Origin of the sequence: Proteus sp. G4415 (assembly GCF_963896075.1) — a bacterium.
In the GTDB taxonomy this organism is placed as follows: domain Bacteria; phylum Pseudomonadota; class Gammaproteobacteria; order Enterobacterales; family Enterobacteriaceae; genus Proteus; species Proteus mirabilis.
Genome location: NZ_CAWQOK010000092.1, coordinates 1 through 13,171, shown reverse-complemented (window position 1 = coordinate 13,171; position 13,171 = coordinate 1). Strand labels below are relative to the sequence as shown.

At 39.4% G+C, this 13,171-nt stretch carries 10 protein-coding genes; 5 read left to right on the top strand and 5 right to left on the bottom strand.

From position 1 onward, the window contains the following. Positions 1 to 11 precede the first annotated feature (11 nt). From AACU95_RS10830 to AACU95_RS10815, 4 genes are all read right to left on the bottom strand, one after another. On the bottom strand, positions 12 to 2,369 hold the full coding sequence (locus tag AACU95_RS10830) for a type VI secretion system Vgr family protein (protein ID WP_074561681.1): 2,358 nt from the start codon (positions 2,367 to 2,369) through the stop codon (positions 12 to 14). A 49-nt stretch (positions 2,370 to 2,418) separates the two neighbouring features. Next, positions 2,419 to 3,072 carry a type VI secretion system protein TssL, short form gene (tssL, locus tag AACU95_RS10825; protein WP_141191988.1) on the bottom strand — a complete coding sequence of 218 codons (654 nt, stop codon included), beginning with the start codon at positions 3,070 to 3,072 and terminating at the stop codon, positions 2,419 to 2,421. Then, positions 3,069 to 4,418 carry a type VI secretion system baseplate subunit TssK gene (gene tssK, locus AACU95_RS10820; protein WP_074561679.1) on the bottom strand — a complete coding sequence of 450 codons (1,350 nt, stop codon included), beginning with the start codon at positions 4,416 to 4,418 and terminating at the stop codon, positions 3,069 to 3,071. Before tssK ends, tssL begins: the two co-directional genes overlap by 4 nt. Before the next feature lie 860 nt (positions 4,419 to 5,278). Then, positions 5,279 to 6,235 carry an acetyltransferase gene (locus AACU95_RS10815; RefSeq protein WP_237612001.1) on the bottom strand — a complete coding sequence of 319 codons (957 nt, stop codon included), beginning with the start codon at positions 6,233 to 6,235 and terminating at the stop codon, positions 5,279 to 5,281. 296 nt (positions 6,236 to 6,531) lie between these two features. Here AACU95_RS10815 and AACU95_RS10810 point away from each other — a divergent pair, with 296 nt between their 5' ends. After that, positions 6,532 to 7,728, top strand: coding sequence for a cyanate transporter (locus AACU95_RS10810; RefSeq protein ID WP_004248890.1), 1,197 nt, complete (start codon positions 6,532 to 6,534; stop codon positions 7,726 to 7,728). A 62-nt stretch (positions 7,729 to 7,790) separates the two neighbouring features. Here AACU95_RS10810 and AACU95_RS10805 read toward each other — a convergent pair whose 3' ends face one another. Further along, positions 7,791 to 8,507, bottom strand: coding sequence for a glycerophosphoryl diester phosphodiesterase (locus AACU95_RS10805; RefSeq protein WP_004248889.1), 717 nt, complete (start codon positions 8,505 to 8,507; stop codon positions 7,791 to 7,793). 175 nt (positions 8,508 to 8,682) lie between these two features. Here AACU95_RS10805 and ugpB point away from each other — a divergent pair, with 175 nt between their 5' ends. The 4 genes from ugpB (at position 8,683) to ugpC (ending at position 12,883) form a co-directional block, all read left to right on the top strand. After that, the gene (ugpB, locus tag AACU95_RS10800; RefSeq protein ID WP_012368826.1) at positions 8,683 to 9,987 is read left to right on the top strand and encodes a sn-glycerol-3-phosphate ABC transporter substrate-binding protein UgpB; all 1,305 of its coding nucleotides are present in this window, start codon (positions 8,683 to 8,685) and stop codon (positions 9,985 to 9,987) included. A gap of 67 nt (positions 9,988 to 10,054) precedes the next feature. Continuing rightward, on the top strand, positions 10,055 to 10,939 hold the full coding sequence (gene ugpA, locus AACU95_RS10795; RefSeq protein ID WP_017628212.1) for a sn-glycerol-3-phosphate ABC transporter permease UgpA: 885 nt from the start codon (positions 10,055 to 10,057) through the stop codon (positions 10,937 to 10,939). Further along, positions 10,939 to 11,787, top strand: a complete 849-nt coding sequence (ugpE, locus tag AACU95_RS10790) for a sn-glycerol-3-phosphate ABC transporter permease UgpE (protein WP_012368825.1) — start codon at positions 10,939 to 10,941, stop codon at positions 11,785 to 11,787. The genes ugpA and ugpE overlap by 1 nt, the downstream gene beginning before the upstream one ends. Position 11,788: 1 nt before the next feature. Next, entirely contained in the window at positions 11,789 to 12,883 is a 1,095-nt protein-coding gene (gene ugpC / locus AACU95_RS10785) for a sn-glycerol-3-phosphate ABC transporter ATP-binding protein UgpC (RefSeq protein WP_004248885.1), read from the top strand. Positions 12,884 to 13,171: the final 288 nt, after the last annotated feature.

Below are 13,171 nucleotides of genomic sequence, written 5' to 3'. Positions count from 1 at the left end.
AATGTTCTCCCTTAATCATGCAATGCACGACTAATAACCTGTTTTTGAAGTTCAATCTCGGTTACATCAAACTCTTTTGTTTCACATGCCATATCAGCGCCTGAGCCTGGTACAACGTAATTTGCTGTTTTCATGATGTAATCTCCCGACGAGCCATGCTCAATACCTTGCTCACTTAATTTCAGGTAAGAACCGCCACCATTTAGGGTCAGTGTTTTCGGTGTCGATATCACAATTTCATCTTCACTGCTAGTAATCGTGATTTGCTGCTGGGCAAATAAATCCATCGTATTGTGTTGGGCACTGATTTCGACCGCACCTTGGTTCGCAATGATTTTCACTTCTTCTTTATGTGCAAATAGCCCTAATTCTTTTTCAACGGCAACTGATAAGTTTTGCATAGCGCCGATATCAAGATGTTGCCCTGCATTTACCATGGTATTACCTTGGCTACTTAATTGAAGATGTTCACCCGAAGTCAATGCAATTCCTTGTGGCGCACTAGCAAGCAGTACCGCCGACTGTAATTGTTGTAAACGAGAATCTAAGAATTCAATTTGTGATTGAATATCAGCAGTTAATGCATTGGCTTTTTCCGCTGTTTGAGACAGCGTTTGCATCTGCTGGTTAGCGTGTTGGATCTGTTTTACTGCTTTTTCCATATCCAACATATTACCTTGCGCTTTTGGCTGCTCATCAGCGCTGATAAACATCCCTTTTCCTGCACGGATAGCTCCATGTTCATCCGTACGCAATTCAAATCCTGCCCCTCGCTGTTCTCGCTGAGCATTGACTAAGTGGCCTAGATTTAGTTGGGTTTTACCATACTCGGTCGCCAGTTTAATATGTTCTTCTTGACGCTTATCTTCCATGCGTAGTTTATTATTGGCCGGTGTTCGCAACACATTGCGCGTATGGTTATCTCGCGTCACAAGGTCGGGGTGTTCGGAATCATGTTGAGCATAAGCGATATAGGGTCGGTCTGGATCACCTCCATCAAATTGCACCGACACTTCGGTACCCTCTAATAAAGGCATATGCCATCCATAAGTATCACCTGCATAAGGCTTAGCTAAACGTAGCCATAAATAAGCAAAACCTGCTTCAGACTGCTCTCTATCAAAGTCTAATTTCACACGATAACGACCAAACTCATCAAGCCATGCATAGGTATCGCCTTTTTCACTGCTTTCTACTCGTGCGGGTAACGTCCCAGCAATAATAGGTCGAGGAAGTAAAGGCGGTCTAAAACAAAAAGCTTCACGATAGCGTTGTCCTGAAAACTGGACTTGTAGACTGGTATCTCTGGCACCACGATGGTGCACATGAGTAATTAAAACGCCGTCTTTAACCAAATGTGGAAAGACACCTGTCATTTCTAAAACTTGTCCAGGTGCTAGTATTGGACTGGTTGAATACCCCGATACCCATGATTGGGCATTAAGAATGCGTTCATGCCGTAAATGGGCATAAAATGCCCCGCTTTCTGGGGTATCAATATCACCGACATTCAAGAAAGGTTCCGCGTAGTGGTATACTTCCCCCGTAGTGACTTCTTCAAAACCTGAAATCACCTCAGCACTGTCCTGTGGCGTTAATGCCTGACGGTAATTATAATCACGGGTTACAACACCTTCACTGACCACCTGATGCGAAATTTGCAATCCCCAGACACTGTCTTGCCCACTATCGCTCATTCCTGACTCATGGCGATAAGGCAGTGAGATCCCAAATTGATAGTTTTCCTGTGCATCATGGAAAATGACTTTATCCATTTCTAATTTTGTGTCCATTTCCATGCGCCAATAAATGCCAACTTCGGCAAGAAGCCGTTGAATAAAGGCTAAATCCGTTTCTCGCCACTGAGTAATCAGTTCTCTAACTGGGTATTCACGGGAAAGCTGAAACTCAAAGTCCGCGCCTTCCAATCCATGACGACGCAATACCTTTTCAACCACCTCAGTAACTGATTGGTTTAAATATACTTCACTGCGTTTGGTGTATTGAAGTAAGGTAATACGAGGCACTAATATCAAGCTATACCGTGTTTCATCGGCAGACGTTTTTAGGTGTTTGAACTCACAAACAACCCCATACACCGTTCGTATCGATTTATTAGGGAAACCAGACAATAATGGGACTTGATAAGTAAATGCCCCCGACCTCAATAATATCTGTTCAGGATTGATATGCCCATTGGTGCATGTTACTGTCACTTCATATCGCCAAGGTTGACTGAGCGCCTCTTCAGACTCAAAACTGAGTACATCCAAAAAATCAGGACAATCTTGAACCGTTAAATGAAAACGAGCATGAGAAACCGCGTTCTTAGCAGTTTGTGTTAATGCATTGATAACTGAATGAGGCATATTCTATTCCCTCAGAAATAAGCAAGAAGTGAAAGGATGAATAAAGCTGTTACACCGCTGACAACAGTCGGTTAAGCCATATTTGACCACCCCAAGTGATGACGACAATACCAACAAGCAATAATGCACTCCAAAAACCAAAGGAGCGTATTAATTGCAAGCTGGATTTGTGCGGATGCTGGATCACTAAGGGTAAAACAGACATCGGTGGCGAAATCAATGTGGAGAGTTTATCCATCAATAATTGTCGCTCGGGACTCAACGCTTCAGTGGTTACCTCATTAGCGTTAAAACCGAGCATCAAGACGCAGTGAAAGCAGGTTAATACCGCATCATTCGGATCAGCCTGCGCTAACACTGACTGGATACGATCCCATAATGCCTCCCCTGCATCTAATGAGGAAAAATAGCGCGCTTGCAAGGGCGCAACTCGCCAAGCATAGAATGCATCGTCCTCTTCATTCCCCTGCGCCAAGAGTGCCATTACGGTTTTATCCAACAATGCACATTGCGCATAGATAATGTGTTCAATATTCTCGGGAGCGAGTTTTGTTTGCGCTAATGCCTTTTTCACTGCGTCAATTTGTTGGCAACAAGCATCGTAAAGGGACTCTGAATCATGATCGTACTGACCGTATTTTAGCTGGGTCACTATTAACCAAGTTTTTGCCATCAGTTTGTCGATATCAATATATTTGCTCATGAGCGTAATACCGCAAATAGTTCTAACTCTAAATAACCAAATAGAGAGGGGACATACAGCATACAAACGCCCTCTTCTAACATTTCACGCATTTCAGGTGCATCCATATTCAGCGCAAAATACTGGTTTTCCATCCGTACAGGAAGCGCCGCTGGTACCCGCTCAACAGGAGTAAGTGGAATACCATTTAATGCCTTACTGTAAAGTGTGTTAACGGTGTCGGGCGCACCAATTTTGCACAGTGTCGGGAATTTTTCAGCAATTTCCCACGCGGTTTTATCTGAACGAACAGACAGGTAAAAATCGGCTTCTTCTCTGAGTCTGAGATCATGCAATGAAACTCGCCAGGTTTGCGGATCAGGGTGCGTCATTTCAAGCGCAATGACACGAGACGGTAAACTGGTTTCTAGTAAGGTGCTGAGCAAGTCAAATAAAGGTGGAAAAGTATTTTCCAAGTCATCATGGACATAGGTAGGAATAGTAGCAAGGTCATGCTCTAGCGAAAAGGTTAACAAGCTTCCCGCTAGACGAGTCAATTCGGCCCAAATGATTTCAGGGTGGCGTTGTGGATAACGTTCATAACCCATGAGAACATTCGCATGGGAGTTTAAAGCGTTTAACAACCAAAATAAGGAAACATCAGCGACGGCAAAATCAGCTAAACGTTCATTGCTTTCGCGACGCATGGCCATCAATCGTAGGCATCGAGAGCGTATTTGTCGATTCAATAAAGCCAATCGTTCTTGTAAATCTCTGCTAGCTGAAAATTGTGTCATCGGGGGTATAAACTTTCTATCTATTGTCCACCCACCTTGCCCATCACGCGTTAGACGTGCAATGGGGCACGTTTGCCACGCGTCATTATTTTCATGTTGAAAACGGATTGTAATATTAAAACGGGCAACCGCCATAGATTCATCATCCTGACCAAACACATCCGGCACATTCACCCACTCTTCCTGATACCGTAATGCGCGTTCTGAAAAAGCCCCTTTTTTTTGCACATTGACAATTCCTTGTTGAATAAGTGGCAACGCCAGCACCAACACAAGGTTGTCTGTTTGCGATAACGCTGCTGAATTTAATTCTCGTGGCTCAGGACTGATATCACTAACTTGTGTATCTACAAGTGTTCCATCTGGCAACCATGCCCGTAATTGATGAACTTGCAAACGGCCTGAAGATAAAAGTGACTCATCCAGTTCAATTTTTTCCACGCCCCAAGTAAAAGGAGAAGATAAACCTGAAACACCTTGGTTTGTAAATGCTTCCCACTGTGCTTGTTGTTGAAACTGTTGTGGGGAGAGCAATGCGCCCTCATTCCATAATGGGCGGTAAATTTTCATTCGATGATCCTTTTATTTTTAAACAAAGGCAATTGGCGCTGTGACTTTTTTCCTAAACAATACGGCGGTGATATTCAGCATTTAATGAAACTTAGAAAGTAAAGTATTTCTAACGATTTGATACGCTACCGCCCTTAGCCGTCACCCAAGGCCCATAAGGTTAAAATACACTAATACTATTTTGGCAAATTAATCCGGGTTAATAAAAAATGGCCTCCAAAATAATTTGCAGCCTACTAAATAATTAACTTATTTAATGGGCAATTTGAAATAACACATCCGCATGTTAAATATGCCATTCAAATTATAGAAATTAAAGACTTAGCCATCAACCACTTTTATAAATTATTCTTATGTAATCACAAGTACGTATAATGAGTGTTATTAACTGAACTAACTAGAAATAAAAGCTATTATAAAGTAACAAAATGAAATAACTTGAATGAAGACAAACTTAAAAAGGCAATTTAGCGCATTCAATGTTGTATTGAATATATAAGTGATAGATATAATATAAAAGGATTTAATGATTTTTATCTATTTTATGAGTAGGAAGTGTGTCTTTCTCGTTTGTTAATGCAATATTGACTATCATAATTAGACTTAACACAACGTGATGAATATAGAATGATTGCAATTGTAATAATCTACTCCTGTTAGGAATTTCTTAAACTACTCTCCTATATGAACATATTGTTCAATATTTAATCTACTGTATCGTTACCTGTCATTATAAAATACAAGATAGCTCTCTGCTTCTGATATCACCAATTGATGATTGATAAAATAATAGTAAACATTGGATTTTATTCTTAGTGGAGAAAAATTAATGACATTTTTCTCCACTCATGTTGACTAAGCTATTGGATATTAAAAGTTGGGCTAATAAACCAATGAATAAGCTTAATTGATGCCAATAATAGTGCTAGGCTAATGGTGATAACGGTGAGTGCAAAAACCATCGGTAATGTAAGAGATAACTGAAAAAAGATTATGCCTTGTAAAAGGATAAAGCAAATGATTGGATGAATTAAATAAACACCTAACGCATTATTGGCAAGAGAAGCGTATTTTTGAGTGGTTGGTGCAAGGTAAATAATCCCTGCGCTTAAAATAAAACTTATCAATAAAGAGATAATATATATAATTAATTTTGCAAAAAATAGACTCCCTTCTAATTTTGTTATAATAATATAATTGATATTAGATTGATAATAAAGTATAAATATTGATAATAAACTTGTTACAGCAATAACCACCAAAAATTGACTTCTTAATTTAGCAATTGTTTGTTGGTCTACTAAATAAGCGATAATAAAAAATGGAAAATATTGTATTATAGCCAAGAAAGTAGATAGTTTAGTTTCATAGCCCTTAGTTAACAACGATAGCAAAATACTGACAAGCAGAAGAGAGAATAATATTGGTTTATGATGTCTGATGTATGAAGGTAACAATAGGAAAAAAGCTTGCCAAATAGGTGTAGCAAGAAAAAACCAAACACCGTTTTGAGGAAAAAGAAGGTAAGTATTAAGGTCAAATTGCCCTGAATAATAAAGAGGGATCATATCAATAGTTTGGAAAGTCGCATAAATCACTAAGGCAGCCAATAAATTATCACGCCAACTTTTCCATGTTCCATTCTTAGTAATAAACCCGATAATAAAAACAAACATAGGAATTAATGTTAAATCAAATATATTAATCAGTAATGAAAAGTCAGGGATATGGCTTTGTTTCAAATAGAAACTAAAAACAATAAGTGAACTTAATATCAATTTTAATGCTGGCCAATAGGGTTGCTTAATCTTTTCCATACTCAACATTAACTTACCTTAGTTATTTATATTTTTCGATATAAAATAATAAACCAGTTTACACCTTCCTGCTAATATTAATATAAAAGAAACCAAATATCATTTAGATAAATTTACTTAGGAAATAACTGATAGATTAAATTCGGGAAAATATCATCTTCAGATTAGAGTTCTATATTCTGTCAATAATGCTAACCTTAACTGAAAACAATGACACTTTATCTTTACTATTAGCATTTTTTTAGACAAACTTTGTCTATACAATAGACAAATTTGATGTTTATCAGGGAATTACTATGACAGCCTTACCACGAAAAAATATGTGGCAGATTGTCCTTACTATCATTTTAGTAGGAATAAATTTACGCCCTTTTTTAACCGGGCCTGGCCCTGTTATTGACAATATTATTGCTTCAACAGGCATGAGCTATAGCCAAGTCTCATTACTCACGTTATTACCCATGATTTTAATGGGAGTCGGTGCTTTGGTTGTGCCCTTTTTACAACCTTATATTCAAGCTCGTAGAGGGCTACAAGTTGCGATGCTTATCTTATTATTAGCATCGTTTTCTCGTGCCTATGTTTCTGATGGTGATCAGTTACTTATTACTGCTCTATTTTGTGGTTTAAGTGTCGCTTATATCCAAGCGGTTTTCCCTGGCATCATCAAAGCGTGGTTTGGACAGAAAACTCCCATTATGATGGGTCTCTACTCAGCCATGCTAATGGGAGGAGGTGCATTAGGTGCTCAGTTATCCCCTGTTCTTACAGCATCTGATGGCAATTGGCAACAGGCTCTTGCTTGGTTTGCGTTACCCGCAAGCGTCGCATTAGTTGCTATTACGCTATCAATTAAAAAGAATATTTCCGAAACCAATAAACTGCCACTTAATACATTGATTTGGCGACCAAGAACAGCCTTATTAATTGTTGGATTTGGCTTTGTTAATGCCGGCTACGCTTCGATGGTGGCATGGTTAGCTCCCTTCTATCAATCATTAGGTATGCCAAGTGCACAAAGTGGCTCATTAGTTGCTATTTTGTCACTTTTTCAAGCATCAGCAGCATTAATTATTCCATTTCTTGCTGCCAAAAATCATGATCGCCGTTTTTGGCTACTTTTAACACTGACAAGCCAACTTATTGGATTTTTAGCGCTGATGACAATGCCAATGAGCGCCCCTTATCTATGGAGTATCTTTTTAGGCTGTGGGTTGGGTGGTTGTTTCTCAATGATGATGATTGCCGCATTAGATCATGTTCCTCATCCATTACACGCAGGAGCACTATCAGCCTTGATGCAAGGTGGCGGATTTATTATTGCCTCTTTTGGGCCGCTGATCGCAGTATGGCTACAACAAGATGATGGTAGTTTTACCTATGCTTGGGCTTTTCATGCTGTCTTAGTGATATTAACTATGGGATTATTTGCACGGTTAAATCCTCATAATTATAATAAGGCCTATCCTACTAGCCATATATTGACAGATTAGTGATAAAAATAAGCATTATAAGGCATCTGTGTCATTCACTCAGATACCTTATAAAAAGCACATTAATTCTGTTGATAAATATCTGGGACATCAGTGATCAACATATCGACTCCCCATGCTTCAAAATCTTTCACTTCTTTAGGATCATTGGGGGTATAGCAATAAATTTCATAGCCTGCTTGTTTCAACATAGCCGCTTGTTGCTGCGTTAAATATTGATAATTACAATGCACGCTAAACCCCTCTATAGCTTGTAAAGTTTCTAGTGCATTATCAGGAATATCATCCCATAGCTGTCCTCGACGAATGGCGGGCAGATAACGTTTCATCACCATTAATGCGTGAGTATCGAAAGAGGAAAACAGGATTTGTTCGTTAGGGATATCTGCGCTTTTTATCATTTCAGATACCGCTAAACATAAGCGCTCTACATCATCATCAGGCCATGTTTTAAGTTCGATATTGAGCTTAGTGCCTGAGCGCTTTATCAACTGCAAACCTTGTCTTAGTGTGGGAATTTTTTCCCCTTGATAAAGTGAACTAAACCAACTGCCTGCATCAAGGCGGTGTAAATCATCCAAACTATGAAAGCGCACCGCACCTTGTCCATTCGTGCAACGATTAACCGTCTTGTCATGGATCAGTACAGGTACATGATCTGCCGTTAACTGCACATCGGTTTCAATCCATTCACACCCAAAATCAATCGCCATTTTAAATGCGGCTAATGTGTTTTCAGGTGCCTTTCCAGAAAATCCTCTATGAGCGGCTATTTTCATCTTTCTCTCCTTATTCGTTGATATCGCCATCATGACAACCATTTATGACAGCAATTTGACAGTCACACCATCAACATATCTTCATTTAATTGTCACCCATTTGTCATAAAGAACGCTTAGGGTATTTCTTAAATTAGATTGCGCCTTTCGTATTTAAATAAAAAGGAAATTTTGCATGTCGATTAAATCCTTCAGTACGCTTGCCATAGCAATAGCATTATTTACTTCACCAACCTACGCAAAAACCGAAATAGAGTGGTGGCATGCTATGGGAGGCGCCTTAGGTCAAAAAGTCAATCAAATTGCCTCAGACTTTAATGCCAGCCAATCAGAATATGTGATAAAACCTGTCTATAAAGGGACTTATCCAGAAACGATGACCAGCGCTGTTGCTGCATTTCGAGCCAAAAACCAACCTGCGATTGTTCAAGTGTTTGAGGTGGGAACAGCAAGTATGATGGGAGCTAAAAAAGCCGTTTTTCCTGTTTACCAATTAATGGAAAAAACCAACGAGCCATTTGATCCTAATAGCTACCTCTCGACAGTTACCGCTTATTACACCACCAGCGATGGTAAGATGATATCTCTACCTTTTAATAGCTCAACGCCTGTGCTTTATTACAACAAAGCACTATTTAAACAAGCAGGCATAGAGCAACCTCCTAAAACATGGAAAGAGATGGGGGCTGTCTCTCAGAAACTACTTGATGCTGGCGTGAAATGTGGTTTTACCACCACTTGGCAATCATGGACCCAAATAGAGAATTTTGGCGCTCGTAATAACTTACCTATCGCCACCAAAAATAACGGCTTTGATGGGACTGATACCTCATTTTTATTTAATCAGGCACCGTTTGTTACTCATATCCAACGCATGGCGGATTGGTCTAAATCCGGTATTTTTAAATATGGTGGCCGCCAATCTGATGCTATGCCGCTATTTTATACTCAAGAATGCGCCATGGTGATGGAGTCATCTGCAGGCTTTGCGGGTATTAAAGAGAATATGAAAGGCATTGATATTGGTGTTAGCCAATTGCCTTATGACGATACTTTAGTTGATAAACCTGCTAATAGCATTATCGGAGGTGCCTCATTATGGGTAATGGCAGGTCGCCCTGATGCTGAATATAACGGTGTCGCTAAATTCTTTACCTATCTTTCTAGTCCTGAAGTACAAGCAGATTGGCATCAAGCAACCGGTTATTTACCTGTGACGAAAGCCGCTTATGCATTAACACAACAACAGGGGTTCTATCAGCAAAATCCTGGTGCTGATACGGCTATTTTACAAATGACCACCTCTGACTCTACAGCAAACTCAAAAGGCTTGCGCTTTGGTAACTTTTTACAAACGCGAGAAATCGTCGATGAAGAATTAGAAAAAGTGTGGTCAGGCAAACAGAGCGCACAAGCCGCCTTGGATAATGCGGTTAAACGGGGAAATGAACAACTACGCCGATTTGAACGCACTCAGTAAGGTATTTGGTATTCGGCGAACATCAATAAGTGTTCGCCTGTTATTTTGTCAGATCTCTGGATACAGTATGGCTTCCCAATCCGTTTACTTTAAACAAAAATGGTTACCTATCGCGCTGATCTTCCCTCAATTAGCCATTACTTTAATTTTCTTTATTTGGCCGGCTGGACAAGCATTGTTGCAATCTTTTCAGTTAGAAGATGCTTTTGGCCTTAGTCGTGAATTTGTTGGTTTAGAAAATTTTCAGCGCTTATTTAATGATAATTATTATTTTGACAGCTTAATCACCACGCTTATTTTTAGTACCAGTGTTGTATTACTTTCAATGTTATCTGCGGTTATTTTAGCGGGTATTGCTGAGCAAATATTACGGGGTAAATTGTTTTACCGCACAATACTTATCGCTCCTTATGCTATTGCTCCTGTTATCGCTGGTTTTCTCTGGTTGTTTATGCTCGATCCTACCATTGGTGTATTAAGCCGAGTATTAAACAAAATCGGTATCAATTGGGAGCCGGTCTTAAATACATCTCATGCAATGTGGATGGTGATTTTAACCGCCACATGGAAACAGATAAGCTATAACTTCCTGTTTTTTCTTGCCGCATTACAATCTGTGCCTAAATCGTTGCTAGAAGCAGCAGCCATTGATGGCAGTGGTCCAATTAAACGTTTTATTACCATTAGTTTGCCATTAATTTCGCCGACAACTTTTTTCTTATTGGTGGTGAATTTTGCCTACGCCTTTTTTGACACCTTTCCCATCATTCATGCCATGACCCAAGGTGGCCCCGGTAATAGCACCTCAACATTAGTTTATAAAGTGTATAACGATGGATTTGTTGGATTAGATTTAGGCTCATCAGCGGCACAATCGGTTATTTTAATGTTGATTGTTGCCATATTGACCATTATTCAATTTCGTTATGTTGAGAAAAAGGTGGCTTACTAATGGTTGAACGTAGACCTCTCTTCCACGCTTTTTGCCATCTTATTCTGATTGTTGGCATTCTTTCTGTAGCATTTCCGGTATGGATCGCTGTTGTTGCGACTACCCACCAAAATACCGAATTTGCCACAGGCTCGCCTCTTTGGTTTGGTCAGGAGGGTATCGAGGTTTTTAAAACGCTCTTTTCATCAGCGGGAACGACTCAAAATAGTGCAATTACCATTAATGGTATGCTATTGAACTCTTTAGTTATGGCGTTAGTGATCACTATTGGTAAATTGGTTATCTCTATTGCCTCCGCTTACGCCGTGGTGTTCTTTCGTTTTCCTGGCAGAATGCTGGCTTTTTGGACAATCTTCTTTACCTTGATGCTCCCCGTCGAAGTGCGGATCATGCCGACCTTTGAGGTAGTGACAAATCTTAATATGTTGAACTCCTATGCAGGACTGACCATTCCACTGATTGCGAGTGCAACGGCTACATTTTTGTTTCGCCAATTTTTTCTTACTATCACCCCAGAGCTGATTGAAGCGGCCAAAATTGATGGTGCAGGGCCAATAAAATTTTTCTTTACTATTTTATTGCCTTTATCCCGTACCAATATTGCCGCACTTTTTGTTATCACCTTTATCTATGGCTGGAATCAATATCTTTGGCCAATGCTTATCACCACAGATACTCAGTACTACACCATTGTCATGGGCATCAAACAGATGGTGGCCGTATCTGATGGCGTGATTGAGTGGAACAAAATTATGGCAACCACTTTAATTGCAATGTTGCCACCTGTCTTTATCGTCATTTTGATGCAAAGAGCCTTTGTTAAAGGCTTTGTTGATACGGAGAAATAATATGACTACCGTAACACTGACTAATTTAGAAAAACGTTATCCTAATGGTTATCAAGCAATTTCCACGCTCAATCTCTCTATTGAGCAAGGCGAAATGGTGGTTTTAGTAGGGCCTAGTGGTTGTGGAAAATCAACACTACTGCGCATGATAGCGGGATTAGAAACCATCACAGATGGCGATTTACTGATTGATAATCGACGCGTAAATGAACATGAGCCTAGTGAGCGAGATATTGCGATGGTTTTTCAAAATTATGCCCTCTACCCACATATGTCTGTCTATGACAATATGGCGTATGGTTTGCGTAATCGAAAAGTCCCCAAAGCTGAAATCATAGCCCGAGTCGATCGCGCTGCTCATATGCTAGAAATAAGCCATTTACTGGATAGAAAACCTAAAGAGCTTTCTGGTGGACAACGCCAACGCGTTGCCATGGGCAGAGCGATTGTCCGTGATCCCAAAGTCTTCTTATTTGATGAACCGCTCTCTAACCTTGATGCCAAACTACGCGTACAAATGCGTCTTGAAATCAAAAAGCTTCAGCAAAAATTAGCCACTACTTCTGTTTATGTCACTCATGATCAAGTGGAAGCCATGACCTTGGCGGATAAATTAGTAGTACTAAACCAAGGTCATATAGAACAAGTTGGCTCCCCCTTAGAGATTTATGAAAGCCCAGCTTCTGTATTTGTGGCAACATTTATGGGATCACCGGCGATGAATATTTTAACCACTCATATCAATCGCGGTATTATTGAAATTGCGGATGGTCATCTTGCTATTTCTGCCCACTCATTACCTAATGGTGAGATCCAACTAGGATTACGTCCTGAACATTTGCTCATAAATCAACAAAATCCACTGTTTCATGCTAATGTCGATTTTATTGAAGCTTTAGGGGCTGATGTTTTAATTTACGCCACCACTTGTGACCAACAATCTATTGTTATTCGAGCCGCAAACGATCATGGTGTTAATGTGGGTAATAGAATAGGTGTTGCTATTTATCCAGAAAATCTACATTTTTTTGATCGACAAACCCAAAAACGGATTGAACGTCCTACCATGTTGTTAAGTGAACGATTAGTCTCTTAATTTATTCTCACTGTGATTCATTTTCAGTTTAATCTTAATAGCAATGTTTTTAGCATTGCTATTATTTTTTCATCGATGAGAAAACACACATAACATCAATATACTTAACACTTAAAATGTATAAAGTAGATTATTTTGATGCTATCCATTGCGATTAATCTTTGCTAAAAGAGAGATGATAAAAAATTTACAACATATTAAAATTTAATAAAAATTTTACAATAAATACCTTTAAATCCATTTTAAAAACCATGATTACTTACATTAATAAAAGTACACTTATTAAGG

Coding starts and splice junctions, on each gene's coding strand:
- ugpA (WP_017628212.1), top strand. CDS start 10,055: ATGGCTTCCCAATCCGTTTACTTTAAACAAAAATGGTTACCTATCGCG.
- ugpE (WP_012368825.1), top strand. CDS start 10,939: ATGGTTGAACGTAGACCTCTCTTCCACGCTTTTTGCCATCTTATTCTG.
- tssK (WP_074561679.1), bottom strand. CDS start 4,418: ATGAAAATTTACCGCCCATTATGGAATGAGGGCGCATTGCTCTCCCCA.
- AACU95_RS10830 (WP_074561681.1), bottom strand. CDS start 2,369: ATGCCTCATTCAGTTATCAATGCATTAACACAAACTGCTAAGAACGCG.
- ugpB (WP_012368826.1), top strand. CDS start 8,683: ATGTCGATTAAATCCTTCAGTACGCTTGCCATAGCAATAGCATTATTT.
- AACU95_RS10805 (WP_004248889.1), bottom strand. CDS start 8,507: ATGAAAATAGCCGCTCATAGAGGATTTTCTGGAAAGGCACCTGAAAAC.
- ugpC (WP_004248885.1), top strand. CDS start 11,789: ATGACTACCGTAACACTGACTAATTTAGAAAAACGTTATCCTAATGGT.
- AACU95_RS10810 (WP_004248890.1), top strand. CDS start 6,532: ATGACAGCCTTACCACGAAAAAATATGTGGCAGATTGTCCTTACTATC.
- AACU95_RS10815 (WP_237612001.1), bottom strand. CDS start 6,235: ATGGAAAAGATTAAGCAACCCTATTGGCCAGCATTAAAATTGATATTA.
- tssL (WP_141191988.1), bottom strand. CDS start 3,072: ATGAGCAAATATATTGATATCGACAAACTGATGGCAAAAACTTGGTTA.